This window comes from Hahella sp. NBU794 (assembly GCF_050749805.1).
Taxonomy (GTDB): domain Bacteria; phylum Pseudomonadota; class Gammaproteobacteria; order Pseudomonadales; family Oleiphilaceae; genus Hahella.
In genome coordinates this window covers 303,283-319,230 of the sequence record NZ_CP192738.1, presented here as the reverse complement: position 1 = coordinate 319,230, position 15,948 = coordinate 303,283, and the positions used below count along the sequence as shown (strand labels likewise).

The 15,948-nt window shown below is 55.5% G+C and carries 14 protein-coding genes; 8 read left to right on the top strand and 6 right to left on the bottom strand.

Annotated elements, in window-relative coordinates; genetic code table 11:
• The first annotated feature begins 33 nt into the window (after positions 1-33).
• The 5 genes from ACQYWX_RS01395 to ACQYWX_RS01375 all read left to right on the top strand — a co-directional run bounded on the left by ACQYWX_RS01395 (position 34) and on the right by ACQYWX_RS01375 (position 5,312).
• Positions 34-771: a LytR/AlgR family response regulator transcription factor gene (locus ACQYWX_RS01395; protein WP_431687633.1), complete on the top strand. Its 738-nt coding sequence runs from the start codon at positions 34-36 to the stop codon at positions 769-771.
• 120 nt (positions 772-891) lie between these two features.
• Positions 892-1,827 (top strand): hydroxymethylbilane synthase, encoded by a 936-nt coding sequence (hemC, locus tag ACQYWX_RS01390; protein ID WP_431687632.1) that lies wholly within the window; start codon positions 892-894, stop codon positions 1,825-1,827.
• Positions 1,811-2,593: a uroporphyrinogen-III synthase gene (locus ACQYWX_RS01385; RefSeq protein ID WP_216735476.1), complete on the top strand. Its 783-nt coding sequence runs from the start codon at positions 1,811-1,813 to the stop codon at positions 2,591-2,593. Before hemC ends, ACQYWX_RS01385 begins: the two co-directional genes overlap by 17 nt.
• A 74-nt stretch (positions 2,594-2,667) precedes the next feature.
• A complete protein-coding gene (locus ACQYWX_RS01380; protein ID WP_431687631.1) occupies positions 2,668-4,065 on the top strand; it encodes a uroporphyrinogen-III C-methyltransferase in 1,398 nt (465 codons plus the stop codon).
• Positions 4,062-5,312 (top strand): heme biosynthesis HemY N-terminal domain-containing protein, encoded by a 1,251-nt coding sequence (locus ACQYWX_RS01375; RefSeq protein WP_279500256.1) that lies wholly within the window; start codon positions 4,062-4,064, stop codon positions 5,310-5,312. The genes ACQYWX_RS01380 and ACQYWX_RS01375 overlap by 4 nt, the downstream gene beginning before the upstream one ends.
• Positions 5,313-5,332: 20 nt before the next feature.
• Here the strand turns inward: ACQYWX_RS01375 and ACQYWX_RS01370 are convergent, their stop codons facing one another.
• The 4 genes from ACQYWX_RS01370 to trxA all read right to left on the bottom strand — a co-directional run bounded on the left by ACQYWX_RS01370 (position 5,333) and on the right by trxA (position 9,736).
• Positions 5,333-6,376: a CDP-6-deoxy-delta-3,4-glucoseen reductase gene (locus ACQYWX_RS01370; protein ID WP_431687630.1), complete on the bottom strand. Its 1,044-nt coding sequence runs from the start codon at positions 6,374-6,376 to the stop codon at positions 5,333-5,335.
• On the bottom strand, positions 6,345-7,817 hold the full coding sequence (ubiD, locus tag ACQYWX_RS01365; RefSeq protein ID WP_431687629.1) for a 4-hydroxy-3-polyprenylbenzoate decarboxylase: 1,473 nt from the start codon (positions 7,815-7,817) through the stop codon (positions 6,345-6,347). Before ubiD ends, ACQYWX_RS01370 begins: the two co-directional genes overlap by 32 nt.
• A 127-nt stretch (positions 7,818-7,944) precedes the next feature.
• Positions 7,945-9,207 carry a transcription termination factor Rho gene (gene rho / locus ACQYWX_RS01360; protein WP_011394275.1) on the bottom strand — a complete coding sequence of 421 codons (1,263 nt, stop codon included), beginning with the start codon at positions 9,205-9,207 and terminating at the stop codon, positions 7,945-7,947.
• A gap of 202 nt (positions 9,208-9,409) precedes the next feature.
• A complete protein-coding gene (gene trxA / locus ACQYWX_RS01355) occupies positions 9,410-9,736 on the bottom strand; it encodes a thioredoxin TrxA (protein ID WP_011394274.1) in 327 nt (108 codons plus the stop codon).
• A 281-nt stretch (positions 9,737-10,017) separates the two neighbouring features.
• Here trxA and ppx point away from each other — a divergent pair, with 281 nt between their 5' ends.
• Positions 10,018-11,565, top strand: a complete 1,548-nt coding sequence (ppx, locus tag ACQYWX_RS01350) for an exopolyphosphatase (RefSeq protein ID WP_431687628.1) — start codon at positions 10,018-10,020, stop codon at positions 11,563-11,565.
• Positions 11,566-11,691: 126 nt separating this feature from the next.
• Here the strand turns inward: ppx and ACQYWX_RS01345 are convergent, their stop codons facing one another.
• Both ACQYWX_RS01345 and ACQYWX_RS01340 read right to left on the bottom strand, forming a co-directional pair.
• Positions 11,692-12,798 (bottom strand): branched-chain amino acid ABC transporter substrate-binding protein, encoded by a 1,107-nt coding sequence (locus ACQYWX_RS01345; protein ID WP_216735471.1) that lies wholly within the window; start codon positions 12,796-12,798, stop codon positions 11,692-11,694.
• Between the two features lie 112 nt (positions 12,799-12,910).
• Positions 12,911-14,821 (bottom strand): ATP-binding cassette domain-containing protein, encoded by a 1,911-nt coding sequence (locus tag ACQYWX_RS01340; RefSeq protein WP_431687627.1) that lies wholly within the window; start codon positions 14,819-14,821, stop codon positions 12,911-12,913.
• A 48-nt stretch (positions 14,822-14,869) separates the two neighbouring features.
• On the opposite strand from ACQYWX_RS01340, the gene ACQYWX_RS01335 reads away from it, so the two are divergent.
• Together ACQYWX_RS01335 and ACQYWX_RS01330 are read left to right on the top strand one after the other, a co-directional pair.
• Positions 14,870-15,433: a TIGR02444 family protein gene (locus ACQYWX_RS01335; protein WP_431687626.1), complete on the top strand. Its 564-nt coding sequence runs from the start codon at positions 14,870-14,872 to the stop codon at positions 15,431-15,433.
• 4 nt (positions 15,434-15,437) lie between these two features.
• Positions 15,438-15,941, top strand: a complete 504-nt coding sequence (locus tag ACQYWX_RS01330) for a DUF4124 domain-containing protein (RefSeq protein ID WP_241566945.1) — start codon at positions 15,438-15,440, stop codon at positions 15,939-15,941.
• The last annotated feature ends 7 nt before the right edge of the window (positions 15,942-15,948 follow it).

Here is a 15,948-nt window from a genome sequence, read left to right as displayed (position 1 = left end):
TAACATGCAACTCCTTGAACTCATGAATGCGATATGACGAAAGTGATCATCGTCGACGACGAGCCCCTGGCCAGAGAGCGCCTGAAGCGATTACTGCTGGACACTCATTATGAGGTCTGCGCGGAAGCCGCCGAGGGGGATGAAGCCTTGGAGCGCATCCGCCTCCACACCCCGGATATTGTCCTGCTTGATATTCGCATGCCCGGAAAAGACGGCCTGGAAGTGGCGGCGGAGCTGGCGCAACACCCTCAACCACCCGCCGTCATCTTCACCACCGCCTATGACGAATACGCCATCCAGGCGTTCCGGGTGCGCGCGCAGGACTATCTGCTCAAACCTATCCGCCGCGAGGACCTGATGCGCGCCCTGCAAAACGCCACGCAAGTGAATCGCGCTCAGTTGCAAAGCCTGAAGCAAGAGATTAACGGGCAGGACGAGGAGCCAGCGGTGGTGTGCCGCAGCAGTCGCGGCATAGAGCGCATTAAAATCAGCGACATCCTTTATCTGCAAGCAGAACACAAGTATGTGACGGTGTTTCATACACAAGGGGAAACGCTCAGCGACCAGCCGCTGAAAGAGCTGGAGCAAGCCCTGAATCCCCATTTTCTGCGCATCCACCGCAATACACTGATCAACCGCCACTACATAGAAATACTGCAACGCCGCCACGACGGCCATTACGAAGTGCGCCTGCGGGGCGTGAGAGAAGCGCTTCCCGTCAGCCGACGCCTAGTGACCGAGGTCAAACAATTCCTGGCGCAGCCGACCTGATCGACCTCCAGCAAAGACAAGCGGCGGGAAAATGAGTATGCTAGCGCCTGCGGTTGGATTTACGTGTAATTTCAACTGACTTTTTCGCCGGATACGACACAATTAGCGCAATTTTAAACTATGCCGAAACAGCACCTTGTGATCGCCACACGTCAAAGCGCGCTCGCGCTATGGCAGGCGGAGCACGTCAAACAACGCCTTGAGGCGTTACACCCCGGATTGACCGTCGAATTGCTCGGACTAACCACCAAAGGCGACATTATTCTGGATACGCCGCTCGCCAAGGTCGGCGGTAAAGGGCTCTTCGTCAAGGAGCTGGAGACAGCCATGCTGGAGGGTCGCGCCGATATCGCCGTCCACTCCATGAAAGACGTTCCCATGGAGTTCCCTCCCGGTCTGGGCCTGGGGGCGATCCTGGAGCGCGAGACTCCGACCGACGCGTTTGTCAGTAATCACTACGCCAGCCTGGATGAATTGCCTGAGGGCGCCGTCGTGGGCACCTCCAGCCTGCGCCGACAGTGCCAGCTTTCCGAGCGGCGACCGGATCTGAAAATCGTTTCCCTGCGCGGTAACGTCAATACCCGTCTGGCCAAGCTCGACGCCGGCGACTTTGACGCCATTATTCTTGCCGCGTCCGGACTGAAGCGATTGGGCTTCGCCGATCGCATCCGTGAAGAGCTGACGCCGGAAGTCAGTTTGCCCGCTGTCGGACAGGGCGCGCTTGGCATTGAATGCCGTCTCGACGATCCTGAAGCCATGGCGCTTATCGCACCATTGCAGGATGCGGAAACCAGCGCGCGGGTGTCGGCGGAAAGAGCCATGAATCACCGCCTGCAAGGAGGGTGTCAGGTTCCCATCGCCGGCTATGCTGAAATTACCGGCGACCAAATGAGATTACGCGGCTTAGTAGGCAGCCCGGACGGAGTGCAAGTGCTCCGTGACGAAGTGAAAGGGCCTGTCGCCGCAGCGGAAACCCTCGGCACGGAGCTGGCCGAGCGTCTATTGCAACAAGGAGCAGGAAAAATTCTGGAAGCCGTGTATGGAAACCACTCTTAGTCAGGAGCTGAGCGGCCTCAGAGTGCTGTTGACCCGCCCTCAGGGAGAAAACGATTCCTTACGCGCGCTGTTGGAGCAAAGCAGCGCGGAAGTTCGGGTGTTGCCGGCCATCGCCATTGAGCCGCTGCCCGAAACACAAGCCATAAAAGACTGCATCCTCGATCTGGATCGCTATACTCATGTGATCTGCGTGAGTAAACATGCGTCGCGTCTACTGCTGGAATTGATAGACGCTTACTGGCCGCAAGCGCCACAGGGCGTGCGCTGGTTCGCCATCGGCGAGAGCAGCGCCGCGCCGCTACGCAGCTATGGACTGACGGTCAACACGCCTGAGCAAGGCTGCGCTTCCGAGCAACTACTGGAACATCCCGGTTTGCAGGCGCGCAACGAAGACGAGCCCCCCATGCGAGTGTTGATTGTGAAGGGCTGCGGCGGACGCGAGTTGTTAGCAGAAACCATGCAGGAGCGTGGCGCGCATGTCGCCACCTTGGAATTATATGAGCGTAAAGCGCTGGAATATGATCCGAATGATTTAAACGAAGCCCTCAAGCAATGGCGCCCGGAGGTCATCGTCACGTTGTCCGGCGAGACTCTTCTGCACCTTTGCCAACTGGGCCAGAATATCGGTTACGCCTGGGGCGACACGTTGTTCGTCATCCCCAGCGCCAGAGTCGCCACCCTGGCGCAGGAGAACCGTCTGAATTACAAAATCGCGCCGGAGTTATCCGACGAGGCCTTACTGGCCCTCCTCAAAACGGCATGTTAACCCTTCTCTATTGAAGGAGGGTCGCCGTTGCCTGCAGGCGCGTTGATTACTTAGATTACTGGGTAGGAACGAGTGTGACGGAAGAAGCAAAACCAAACAAATCAGAACAGCCGGAGCAGGAAAAGTCCGCTCTGGAACAGGAGCCCTCGACTTCTCCTGAACCCGGAATGGAACCCGCCAGCGCCAAGGAAAGCGTCACAGAGACCGACGCAGGCTTGTCCGCGTCATTTACTTTGTCTCGGCCGGAAGCCAGCGCAGAAAAAGACAGCGTGGAAGCGCCTACAACCGAATCCACCGCACCAGAACCAGAACAGCCATCCATCAAGGCGGAAGACACGGTCAAAGAGCCTGTGTCCAAACCAACGCCGCCGCCATTATCTCCCCCGCCGCCCGCATCACCACCTGTAGCGGCGAAAGAGCCTAAGACCTGGCCTTTATGGCTGGCGATTCTTGTCCTCCTAGTGGTTATGGGCGTTGGCGCCGGTTGGTTTTGGACCTATATGCAGACCTGGCAAGCCAAGCTCGACCGCGCTATGGACCAGAGCCAAGCAGGAAAACAGCTTGCGGACGAAGTGGGGCGGCGTTATCAGGACCGCCTGGACAAACTGGACGCCGCCGTCGCCAAACAGCGTGAGAGTCAGACCCAGTTGCAGCAGATGATGGACCAGACCGCGAGAAATCTGCTGAGCAAAGGCGAAACCGGCCGCATCGACTGGCTGTTCGCCGAAGCCGAATATCTGCTGCGTCTCGCTAACCAACGTCTGCACATGGAGAAAGACTACGTCGGCTCCCTCGCTATTTTACAGGCTGCAGACCAAGTGCTGGCGGAGACAAAAGAAGTCGCCGCCTATCCCGTGCGCAAGGCTTTGGCGGAAGAAATCGTCAGCCTGCAGGCCATTGCGGACATTGATCGTCAAGGTATCTACCTGCGTCTGGAAGCCCTGATCAATCAGGTGGAAAACCTGGATCAGCGCCTGTTCCTGAAAGATACCGTCATGCTCAGCGACAACCCGGTTCCTGAGGAAACGCCAACGCCAAGCGGCGAAAGCCATTGGTACGACAGCGCGCTGGCTTCCATGGGCAAACTCGAGAAGTACTTCTCTATTCGTCGCCTGGATGCTCCCGTTGAGCCGCTGCTGGCGCCAGAGCAAATTTACTATCTGCGCCAGAATCTCCGCATGATGCTGGAGCAGGCGGAACTCTCGCTGCTGGAGAAAAACCAGGACGTTTACGTGCACAGTCTGGAAAAAGCAGAGAAGTGGGTGGCGGATTATTTCGTCATCAACAACGCCTCCGCCAAGGCCCTGCTGGAAAACCTGCAACAGCTGAAGAAAGAGCCCATCGACCCAGAGTTACCGGATATCTCCACGTCCTTGCGTATGCTGAAAAACCTGATGGAGTCCTTGTACAAGCGTGGCGGTAAACCCGCCACCGGCGCGCTCACTCTGGACCACAAGGAGCTGGCCTCATGAATTTCTATGCGCTGGTGCTGCTGATATCCCTCGCCATCGGCGTGGCGCTGGGCTTTTTAGTGCAATTGGACGCAGGTTATGTGCGCGTCTCCTGGCTGAACTGGCTGGTGGAGACCAACGTCTGGATCGCTTTCGCCCTATTGATCGGGTTTTACTTCGCCCTGCACTATTTGTTCAGAACCCTGTCGACCACTCTTGCAGTCAGAGCCGGCTGGCGGCAATGGCGCAAGAAGCGTAAATACAGCCGGGCGCAGCAGAATACCATTCGCGGATTGCTGCACTATGCAGAGGGCAACTGGAAGCAGGCGCAGAAATTTTTGTCCGGCAGTGCGGAGCAATCCGACACGCCTCTGATCAACTACCTCGCCTCCGCACAGGCCGCCAATGAACTGGGCAATGAAAAAGAAAGCGACTTATTTCTAAAGAAAGCGTTCGACAACACGCCTGGCGGCGACGTCGCCATCGGCGTGACTCAAGCGCAATTGCAGCTGGCCCGCGGGCAGTTGGAACAGTGCCTGTCCACCTTGTTGAACCTGCGAAAGAAAACGCCCCACCATCCTTTCGTGCTGAAGTTATTGCAGCAGGTTTACACCCGCCTGAATGACTGGCAGAAGATGAGTGAGATCTTGCCGGAGCTGCGCAAATACAAGGTGCTGAAAGACGACGAGGTGGAAAAGCTGGAGTTGGAAACTTGGCTCAATCTACTGCGACAAGCCTGTGACGAAGCGTTGCGGACCCGCAAAGGCGAGTTCAACAGCGAGCCATTGAACGCCATCTGGGATCGCATGCCCGCTAACCTGCGCAAGAATCCCCACGTCATCTACGCCTATGCGTCACAACTGATGCGGCTTGGCGCTGGCGGACAGGCGGAAACGCTTCTGCGCAAGGCGTTGAAACAGCACTGGAGCGACATCCTGATTGATCTGTATGGACAGATCGCCGGCGGCAATGTAGCGGAGCAATTACTGGCTGCGGAACACTGGCTGAAAGAGCGCCCCAATGACGCCAGCCTGTTGCTCGCGCTGGGACGTCTAAGCTTGAGAAATGAACGCTGGAGCAAAGCCAAAGAGTATTTTGAAGCGAGCCTGAAACTGAAACGTCGCCGGGAAACTTACTATGAACTGGCGCGCTTGCTGGCGGCCATGGACCAGCCTCAAGCCAGTAATGAATACTTTATTCAGGCGCTACAGGACAGCGCCAAACTGCCTGATCTGCCGTCGCCGAAGTCGCAACGACGCAGCGCCTGATCCACACTCATCCAGGGGCGTCAGCCCCTGGGCGCATACTCCAGCACATCCGAAAAGAACTGCTCATTGGGTAGCCCCAATGGAGCCAGCGCATCCATCGCGGTATACACCATCGTCGGCGAGCCGCTCACATAAACCAGGCTGTTATCCCAATTCCGCCGTTCGGCCAGCACCGCACGCACCAGTTCCGCATGATGGCCCTGCCATTCGTTATCGCGGTTATCCGCCATCACTGGCGTGAAAGAGATATTCTCATAGCGTTCGGCCCAGTCTTCGGGCAGATCGCGGGCATACATCTCCTGCGACTGCCTTACGCCCCAATATATAGACAGCTTACGGTCAAACCCTTGCGCCAGCAGATACTCAACGATGGACTTGATTTGCGCAAACCCGGTACCTGCGGCGATCAGAGTGACATCCATATCGGGAACGCCGGAGATAAAACACTTCCCCAACGGCAAACGAGCGCGCACCACGGACTCAGAGGTCAGGTATTGATAGATCGACAGAGCGCTGCGGCTCTCCTGGTGAACCTGGATATGCAGTTCAACTTCCCTGGTTCCTGGCGTATTCGCAATGGAAAAGAAAGCCGCCTCGACGTCTGGAACCAACAGCTCCAGGTATTGACCGGCGAAGAATTCCGGCAATGCGCCGGCAGGGGCCAGCAATTGCACTTGATACACATCGTCGGACAGCGCAGTGACCGCCTTAATTTGAAACGCCAATGTTTTTGTTTCCAATTCGTTTGGTCCCCAAATCCGTCTTAATTCAAACTCACAATCGCCCGCAGGCGTCGCTTTGCATAATAGAACTTCATCTGCACCCAAGCGCCGACGCCCTGATTCTCCAGCGCCGCCCGCAACCTCTCCTTTTAGAAGTCTGGCCGCGCAGATATGACAAACGCCATTATCACACGCATGAGGAATCTTGTATCCCTGTCGCAACGCCGCCGCCAATATCGTCTCGCCTTCACCCGCATCAAACTCATGGTTGGAAGGTTGAAAGCGCAGGCGATGACGCATCAGCAGATCCTTAGTCAATACCCAGCTGCGACCAGAGGTCATCGACGCGCGCTTTAACGTCCGCGTCCATCTGGATAGTGCGGCCCCATTCCCGCTGCGTCTCGCCGGGCCACTTGTTAGTGGCGTCCAGGCCCATTTTGGAACCCAACCCTGATACTGGCGAAGCAAAGTCCAGGTAATCGATAGGCGTATTCTCCACCATGACGGTGTCCCGCGCAGGGTCCATGCGCGTCGTAATGGCCCAGATGACGTCCTTCCAGTCACGGGCGTTGACGTCATCGTCCGTGACGATCACAAACTTGGTGTACATGAATTGACGCAGAAACGACCAGACGCCCATCATCACCCGTTTGGCGTGACCGGGATACTGCTTCTTCATGGTCACTACCGCCATGCGATAAGAGCAGCCCTCCGGCGGCAGATAGAAATCGACGATTTCCGGAAACTGCTTCTGCAAGATTGGCACAAACACCTCGTTCAGAGCGACGCCCAACACCGCAGGCTCATCTGGAGGTCGTCCAGTATAGGTACTGTGATAAATCGGCTTCTTCCGCTGCGTAATGCGCTCAACGGTGAACACTGGGAAACGATCTACTTCGTTGTAGTAACCTGTGTGGTCGCCAAAGGGACCTTCCGGGGCCATTTCTCCCGGGTGAATGACTCCCTCCAGCACGATCTCCGCGCTGGCTGGCGCCTGCAGATCACTATCGATACAACGCACCACCTCTGTCTTGTTGCCTCGCAGTAAGCCCGCGAAAGCATACTCTGATAATGTATCCGGCACCGGCGTCACTGCGCCCAGAATTGTCGCCGGATCGGCGCCCAAAGCCACTGCGACCGGGAACGGCTCCATGGGATGCGCTTCCCGCCACTCGCGGTAGTCGAGAGCGCCGCCACGGTGCGACAGCCAGCGCATGATCAGTTTGTTGCGGCCAATCAGTTGCTGGCGATAGATCCCCAGGTTCTGGCGCGTCTTGTTAGGACCGCGCGTAATCACCAATGGCCAGGTCACCAGCGGGCCGGCGTCTCCCGGCCAGCAGGTTTGAATCGGATATTGATAGAGGTCGACGTCATCGCCTTCAATAATCACTTCCTGACAAGGGGCGGAGCTGACTTCTTTCGGCCCCATATTCATTACTTGCTTGAATATTGGCAGCTTGCTCCAGGCATCACGCAGTCCCTTGGGCGGCTCCGGCTCTTTCAGAAAGGCCAATAGTTTGCCAATTTCCCGCAAACTCTCGACGCTTTCCGCGCCCATGCCCAACGCCACGCGCTCAGCCGTACCAAACAGGTTTCCAAGAACAGGAATTGAGTAGCCGCGGGGATTTTCAAACAACAAAGCCGGACCTTCACGCCGCAGCGTACGGTCGCAGATTTCGGTCATTTCCAAATGGGGGTCGACTTCCGCAGTGATGCGTTTCAGCTCGCCGCGTTGTTCCAATATACGGATGAAGTCTCGCAGATCTCGGTATTGCAGACTCATAAGATTCGATATAGACAGGCTGGGATCGATGGATTCATAGGCGCACAATATAGGCGCAGCGGATAAAAGAAAACCCCTGCGCCGGTGGGCGACAGGGGCTTAAACTCATCTCAGGTCAGCCATGCGCTTAGCGCTTTTTCATGGCCTGGAAGAATTCGTCGTTGGTTTTGGTGTCCTTCAGCTTATCAAGCAGGAACTCCACCGCGGCGATATCGTCTTCCATAGAGTGCAGCAGCTTGCGCAGAATCCACACTCTTTGCAGCTCTTCCTCAGACATCAGCAGCTCTTCACGGCGAGTGCCGGAGCGACGGATGTTAATTGCAGGGAAGACGCGTTTTTCAGAAATTCTACGGTCCAAATGCACTTCCAGGTTACCGGTGCCCTTGAACTCTTCGTAAATCACTTCGTCCATTTTGGAGCCGGTGTCGATCAGCGCCGTAGCGACGATGGTAAGGCTGCCGCCTTCCTCGACATTCCGCGCGGCGCCGAAAAAGCGCTTGGGACGTTCCAGCGCATGGGCGTCCACACCACCGGTCAGTACTTTGCCGGAGGACGGGATAATGGTGTTGTAAGCGCGCGCCAGACGAGTGATGGAGTCCAACAGGATCACTACGTCTTTTTTGTGCTCAACCAGACGCTTGGCTTTTTCGATAACCATCTCAGCAACCTGAACGTGACGGGCCGGCGGCTCGTCGAAGGTGCTCGCAACCACTTCACCACGTACGGTGCGCTGCATCTCGGTCACCTCTTCAGGGCGTTCGTCGATCAGCAGAACCATTAAGTGGGTTTCGGGATTGTTGCGGGTGATGGACTGGGCGATATTCTGCATGAGGAGGGTCTTACCGGCTTTAGGCGGCGATACGATCAAACCGCGCTGCCCTTTACCGATAGGCGCGACCAAATCCAGAATACGCGCTGATAAATCTTCCGTACTGCCGTTGCCGGCTTCCAGACGCAGTCTTTCCTGCGGGAACAGAGGCGTCAGGTTTTCAAACAGGATTTTGTTGCGGGCGTTTTCAGGTTTGTCGAAGTTGATTTCATTGACTTTCAACAGCGCGAAATAACGCTCGCCGTCTTTCGGCGGTCGAATCTTACCGGCGATTGTATCGCCCGTTCTGAGGTTGAAACGGCGGATTTGACTGGGTGAGACGTAGATGTCGTCAGGGCCGGCCAGGTAGGAACTGTCCGCGGAACGCAAGAAGCCGAAGCCATCCTGCAGGATTTCCAGAACGCCATCGCCGTAGATGTCTTCTCCGCTTTTGGCGTGCTTTTTCAAAATACTGAAAATCACATCCTGCTTGCGGGAGCGAGCCATATTTTCCAGGCCCATTTCTTCGGCGATGGTCAATAGCTCAGGAACGGGTTTCTTTTTTAATTCAGTAAGATTCATAGGATCGAAAAACAGTTGACCTGATTGGAGAGGGTTAGGTTATAGATGGAAGAGTTTATCGTTTTACTTATTAATCCAGCGAAAGGAGGACTATCGCCAAAAAGTTGAAAGCAAAATCAGTATAGGTTGAATTATAGCCTTCGTCCAGAAAATTACGCGCATTTTGAGCAGGGGTCAGCCCCCCGCTCAGAGAGGGCGTATATTAAAGGTTGCTGTCCAGGAAAGCCGTCAGCTGGGACTTGGATAACGCGCCTACTTTGGTCGCATCTACAGCGCCATTTTTGAACAACATCAGCGTTGGAATACCACGGATGCTGAACTTGGGCGGAGTCTTTTCATTTTCGTCGATATTCAGTTTGCAGATTTTCAGACGATCGCCATATTCTTCCGCGATCTCTTCCAATACTGGCGCAATCATCTTACAGGGACCGCACCACTCAGCCCAGTAATCCACCAGCACGGGGCCATCGGCCTTCAAGACTTCACTTTCAAAAGAGTCATCAGTTACGTTAACAATTCGGCTGCTCATTATTTAATCCTGGCTAAGAGGTGAATGCTTTTACCGACTACTATATAAGGTGGGCCTGGTAAAAATAACCTTAAAATCCGGTTAGGAAAATGACTTTGACGTCCTGTGAAAGAAGTGGTTCCATTCTCCGCCGGCTTATTTCGGTCGGCTGACCTTAATATTGGAGCAATCAGTACAACTGAAAATTGACCGCTTAGGTCGACTAATTCAGCAAGCAAGTTGACAATCTAAAACGAGATTTCCTAAATATAAGGTTTAGCGCAAGGATTTCAAGAGAGTTCATGACAATATCATCCACCACCCCGGCGGACGCCGTCTCTCCGGCGCCTACTTCTCCGGAGCTGATCGCCGCCATCGATATGGGCTCGAACAGTTTCCATATGGTCGTCGCCCAGCTGGTTCACAATGAAATCCGGCCGCTGGAGAAACTAGGCGAAAAAGTCCAGCTCGCAGCAGGTCTGGACGCACGCAACTTCCTCGACGAAGCCTCCCAGCATCGGGCGTTAGCCTGCCTGGAGCGTTTCGCGCAGCGCATCAGCGGCATGCCCCGCGGCGCAGTGCAGATTGTAGGCACTAATGCATTACGGGTAGCGAAAAACGCCCGCGCCTTTATACGCAGGGCGGAAAAACTTATCGGCCACCCCATTTCAGTGATAAGCGGACGGGAAGAAGCGCGACTCATTTACCTTGGCGTCGCCCACTCACTTTCCGACGACGCCGACAACCGGCTGGTCATTGATATCGGCGGCGGCAGCACCGAATTCATCATCGGCCAGCGCTTTGAAACCAAAGAGCTGGAAAGTTTGCACATGGGGTGCGTGTCCTACCGGGATCGCTTTTTCGGCGACGGTAAGATCACTCAACTGCAATTCGCCCGCGCCTTTGTAGAGGCCTCCCGAGAGTTGCTCAACATACGCAATCGCTACCGCAATGTCGGCTGGCACCATTGCGTCGGCTCCTCAGGCTCCATCAAGGCTATTGAGCAGGTGCTCACCCACAACCAGTGGGGAATGCACAAAATCACTCCAGATGGACTGGTTAAACTCAAAGACGAAGTCGTACGTCTGGGTAAAATCAGCCAGCTTACCAAGCTTGGCGTACGCAAAGACCGGCTGTCGATTTTCCCAGCGGGACTGGCGATATTGATGGCGGCGTTCGATGTGCTGCAAATCGAAGAAATGGAGTTCTGCGACGGAGCCCTGCGTGAAGGTTTGCTGTACGACATGATCGGCCGCATCCATCATGAGGACGTGCGCGAGCGCACCATCAACAGCCTGCAGGAGCGTTATCATATCGACCGCGAGCATGCCGCCGCCGTCGAGGGAACCGCCGTAGCGCTATGGAAGCAGCTCGCGGAGCAGTGGAAACTGCCAAACGAAGAGCTGACTGAACTACTACGTTGGGCGTCGCGTCTGCATGAAGTCGGTCTGGCTATCTCCCATACTCAATTCCACAAACACGGCGCTTACCTGATTCGCTATTCCGACTTGGCGGGATTTTCCCGACAGACCCAGCAATCGCTGGCGATGCTGATTCGCGTTCACCGCCGGAAAATTCTGGATACCGTTTTCGACGAATACGCGCTGGAAGATGCTGATCCATTGAAGCAATTAGCCGTGGCGTTGCGACTTGCGGTGGTCCTGCAACACTCACGTAACTGCGAAGTGCTGGACTCCGTCAAAGTGAAAGCGAACAAAAGATCGTTAACGCTGATTTTTCCGAAAGACTGGCTGCAATCCCGCCCGCTGACCAGCGCTGATCTGGAAGCGGAGAAAGGCCTGCTCACCAAGTTCGGTATTGATATGGAGTTTAAGGAAGAGGAAAGCTGAGCCTGAGGCTGTTCAGTCAGCAAAGTACTCAGTGTTTATAAAGAAAACACTTGCTGATGGGTTAGAAAAGTAAGAAATCGAGAGTGGGAAAAGGGGCGCAAGATGGCGCCCCTTTTGTTTAATACATTACAGCGGTGTAGAAGTGCCGTCCTGATGCCAGGTAAACAAGCCGAACTCGAAGCCTTCAAGATCACCTTTGTCATCCCAGGTCAGAGGACCCATCGACGTATTGATGGTGTTTTCGCGCAGGTAATCCGCGACTTTCTCAGTATCGCCATCGCCTACTTTGTTCATCGCTTCAACCAGTGACTGCACGGCTGCAACGCTGGTCCACACGAAAGGTCCAGTAGGATCCTGTCCTTTTGACTTCATCAGCGCTACGACGTCTGCGTTATTCGCGTTCAGGTCGTATCTGGCGGGTAAAGTTACGATCAGACCTTCAGATGCAGGACCTGCAATAGAGGAAATCTCTTTGTTGCCAACCGCTTCCGGTCCCATGAATTGAGGCTTGAAGCCCGCGTCGTTGCTTTGTCTCAGAATCAGACCCAGCTCTGGGTGATAACCACCGTAGTAGACCAGATCCACGTTCTCTTTTTTCAGCTTCGCAATCAGGGAGGAGAAGTCTTTATCGCCAGCGGTGACGCCTTCAAACGCGACAACATTGACGCCCATGCTTTCCAGGGTGCTTTTTACAGAGCTGGCGATGCCCTCGCCGTACTGTTGTTTGTCGTGAATTACCGCAACGCGCTTGGGCTTGAGGTGTTCCGCGATATATTTTCCAGCGGTGGGCCCTTGCGCAGAGTCCAGGCCGATGGTGCGGAAAATGTAGCGGAAGCCGCGCTCGGTGATAGAAGGGTTGGTGGAGCAGGTCACCGCCAGAATGCCTTCGTCTTCGTAGACGTCGGTGGCGGGCTGGGTGGAACCGGAACACAAATGTCCGACCACATACTGCACGCCATCGTTGACGACTTTGTTGGCGACCGCCACAGCCTGCTTGGGCTCGCAAGCGTCGTCATATTCAACTGCTTCCAGCATTTTGCCCTTGACGCCTCCTGCTTTGTTGATCAGGTCAATGGCTGCGTGCACGCCGTTAAACTGCATCTCGCCGTACTGGGCGACTGACCCGGATTGGGGTCCTGCGATGGCGATTTTAATGGTTTCAGCGGCTTGAAGAGCGGAGGAGAGACACAGGCCGACTGCCAGCCCGGTCAGGGTGCGTTTCCACAGTTTCATGGGAATACTCCTTGCGAATATATTGTGATTATCGTGGTTGCAAGGACTCTAACTAAACTCCGTAGCGGCGAAGCGGTCTATAGGCATATATACGCATAGAGAGATAGGCCGATCAGAGCAGTCCTTCCAACTCCTCATTAAGCTCCAGCCAGATTTCTTCCGCCTCAGTCAGACGTTGGCGGTTCACCCGCTGGGATTCCAGATGCGCTTTCAGTTGTTCCTTGTTTTGATCCTCGTAAAGATCTCCTTCTCCTAATTGCGCTTCAATTTCCTGCAGTTTGCCCTGCAACTTTTCTATCTCAGCTTCCAGTGTAGCTATTTTTTTCCGCAACGGGCTTAAACGCTGTCTTTTTTCCGCTTCGTCACGCTTTCGACGCTTACGGTCTTCCGCGCTTTCCTGCATTTCGGCGTCGGCGGAGTCATCGCTTTTCGCCGCTTCCGGCTGATTCGCGCGCAACCGGCTCAACAATTCTTTTTCGTAGTCTTCCAGGGAGCCGTTATAGGGCTCCATACGGCCGCCATGCACCCAGACGAACTGGTCCGCCATTGCCCGCAACAGATGACGATCGTGCGAAACGACGATGACCGCGCCAGGGTATTCCTGCAGCGCCATGTTCAGAGCGTGGCGCATATCCAGATCAAGGTGGTTGGTGGGTTCGTCGAGCAATAGCAGGTTGGGTTTGTTCCAGGCGATTAACGCCAGCGCCAGACGCGCCCGTTCACCGCCGGAAAAATTCTTGATGTCGCCCGCCGCTTGCTCGCCGGGGAAACCGAATCCGCCCAGAAAATTACGAATTTCCTGCTCCGACGCCTGCGGCCTGACTTTTTGCAGATGCTGCATCGGCGTTGCGCCTGGGTCCAACGCTTCCAATTGATGCTGCGCGAAGTAACCAATCCTTAAATGTTCACCGCCTGTTCTGCGGCCGGAAATCAACGGCAACTGTCCCGCCAGCGTTTTGATCAGGGTCGATTTACCTTCGCCGTTAGCGCCAAGGACGCCTAATCGAGCGCCGGGCAACAGCGTCAGATTTACATGCTGCAATACGGGCTCAGCGCCATATCCCAAGCCCCCGTCATCCACTACCAGCAACGGACTGGAAATCTTATCGCTGCACGGTAGAGAAAAGCTGAACGGCGAATCCACGTGCGCCGCAGCAATCAGCTCCATACGCTCCAGTTCTTTCAAGCGACTTTGGGCTTGCTTCGCCTTGGTGGCTTTAGCGCCAAAGCGCCGCACAAAAGACTGGATCTCAGCGATACGGGTCTGCTGCTTCACATACAACGCTTGCTGTTGCGCCAATCGCATCGCGCGCGCTTCTTCAAACTGGCTATAGCCACCGGCGTAAAGCACCAATGAGCGCTGATCATAATGCAGCACATGGGTCGCCAGGTGATCAATGAAGTCACGGTCGTGGGAGATAAACAACAACGTGCCCTGGTAACGCAGCAACCAATTCTCCAGCCAGACCAGAGCGTCCAAATCCAAGTGGTTGGTAGGTTCGTCCAGCAATAATAATTCAGACGGACACATCAGCGCCTGCGCCAGGTTCAGTCGAATGCGCCAGCCTCCGGAAAACTCTCCAACCGTACGCGAGTGCCAGTGCGTCGGAAAGCCCAGGCCTTCCAGCAGGCGGCGCGCGCGCACTTCGGCGCTGTAACCGTCGATCAGGTCAAGCTCATGGTGCAAGCGCGCAGTGGCGACGCCGTCGTCCGCCTGCTCCGCCAGCGCCAGTTCGGCCTGCAATTGACGCAGTCGCTTATCGCCGTCGAGAACAAAGTCCAGCGCGGAGCAATCCAGCGCGGGCGTCTCCTGAGCCATGTGGGAGATACGGGTTCCGCCAGGAAAGGAAATGTCTCCCGAATCGGAGCCGATCTCCCCCAGAATAAGGCTGAACAAAGTGGATTTACCGCAACCGTTAGGGCCGACAATAGCGACGCGGCTGCGCGCCGTAACGGTGACAGTAGCGTTTTCCAGCAGATACTGGCCGGAACGTTGGATCGATAACTGATTTAGACTTAACATGGCGGCGGATTTTAGCACGCTTGCCATCGATTCATTAAAGAGTTTTCTATGAGCGAAAGCGCCTCTGACAGGCCACAGCCCGAGGCCTCCCAAAACCCCGCCCAGGGCGGCCCGCCCCTGTTGGACAATCCGCTTTGGGACTATGCTCTGGCGCGCTATGCACACCCGCAAACTCAGGCAATCTGTCTGCAATGGCAAAACCAGTTTGACGCCGATGTGAACCTGCTGTTCGCCTGCGGCTGGCTCGCCCTGCGTCAGCGTCGCTTTAACCCCGCCAGCGATTTCAGCGCCATCGATTCCTGGCGCGCAAAAATTGTTCTGCCGCTGCGAACCGCACGTAACGCGCTGAATAAACAAGACTGCCGCCAAAACGCGCTCAGACAGCGCATTCTTCAGTTGGAACTGGCGGCTGAGCGCTACGAAATATCGCTTATTTATGCTTTACTATCAGGTACGGGGAAAGAGGATTTATCAGCGCCGCAGGAAGCGGTAAAGACGGTTGCTCTTTGCCGTCGCAATCTGCTTGATTACTTCTCCCGTCTCAATGACGCGCAGGGAGTGAATCAGGCGCAATTGAACTTGGTGGCCGCCAATCTGGTCATGGAGATGTAAACCTTTGAAGTGGATTTTTCGATTTCTGACATTGGCCTCGCTTGGGGTCGCCCTCGCCCTGCCCTTTTTTATTAAAGATAAGACAGGTTCGCCCATGTGGCGGCTGCCCTTACCGGAAGGAACCGAGACGCCAACGCTGATGACCATGGACAAAAAGCTGCCGGAGCAGGAAGTAGTGCGCCAGGTCTATAAATGGCGCGACGCTGACGGCGTGCTGCAGTACAGCGACGCCCCGCCCCCCGAAGGCGTCAATGTGGACGTGATCAGCGTCAGCAATAAAACCAATATTATTCAGTCGGTCCCCACAGAGAAGAAGGAAGAGCGCCAGGTCGCCACCGGATCTCCTCGCGACGGCTTGCCTCCCGAGACGCGCAAGACTCTGGAGGAGGCGGAAAACAAAGACACCCTCAGTTTCGAACGCGCGCTGAACATCATGGATGAAGCCAAGGCGGTGCGCGACCTCATGAATGAACGCAACAAGCAGTTGCAACAAGTCAACGGCGGTTAGAACTGTG

Coding starts and splice junctions, on each gene's coding strand:
- ubiD (WP_431687629.1), bottom strand. CDS start 7,817: ATGAGTCTGCAATACCGAGATCTGCGAGACTTCATCCGTATATTGGAA.
- ACQYWX_RS01385 (WP_216735476.1), top strand. CDS start 1,811: ATGGAAACCACTCTTAGTCAGGAGCTGAGCGGCCTCAGAGTGCTGTTG.
- rho (WP_011394275.1), bottom strand. CDS start 9,207: ATGAATCTTACTGAATTAAAAAAGAAACCCGTTCCTGAGCTATTGACC.
- ACQYWX_RS01375 (WP_279500256.1), top strand. CDS start 4,062: ATGAATTTCTATGCGCTGGTGCTGCTGATATCCCTCGCCATCGGCGTG.
- ACQYWX_RS01340 (WP_431687627.1), bottom strand. CDS start 14,821: ATGTTAAGTCTAAATCAGTTATCGATCCAACGTTCCGGCCAGTATCTG.
- trxA (WP_011394274.1), bottom strand. CDS start 9,736: ATGAGCAGCCGAATTGTTAACGTAACTGATGACTCTTTTGAAAGTGAA.
- ACQYWX_RS01345 (WP_216735471.1), bottom strand. CDS start 12,798: ATGAAACTGTGGAAACGCACCCTGACCGGGCTGGCAGTCGGCCTGTGT.
- hemC (WP_431687632.1), top strand. CDS start 892: ATGCCGAAACAGCACCTTGTGATCGCCACACGTCAAAGCGCGCTCGCG.
- ACQYWX_RS01395 (WP_431687633.1), top strand. CDS start 34: ATGACGAAAGTGATCATCGTCGACGACGAGCCCCTGGCCAGAGAGCGC.
- ACQYWX_RS01335 (WP_431687626.1), top strand. CDS start 14,870: ATGAGCGAAAGCGCCTCTGACAGGCCACAGCCCGAGGCCTCCCAAAAC.
- ACQYWX_RS01370 (WP_431687630.1), bottom strand. CDS start 6,376: ATGACCTCTGGTCGCAGCTGGGTATTGACTAAGGATCTGCTGATGCGT.
- ppx (WP_431687628.1), top strand. CDS start 10,018: ATGACAATATCATCCACCACCCCGGCGGACGCCGTCTCTCCGGCGCCT.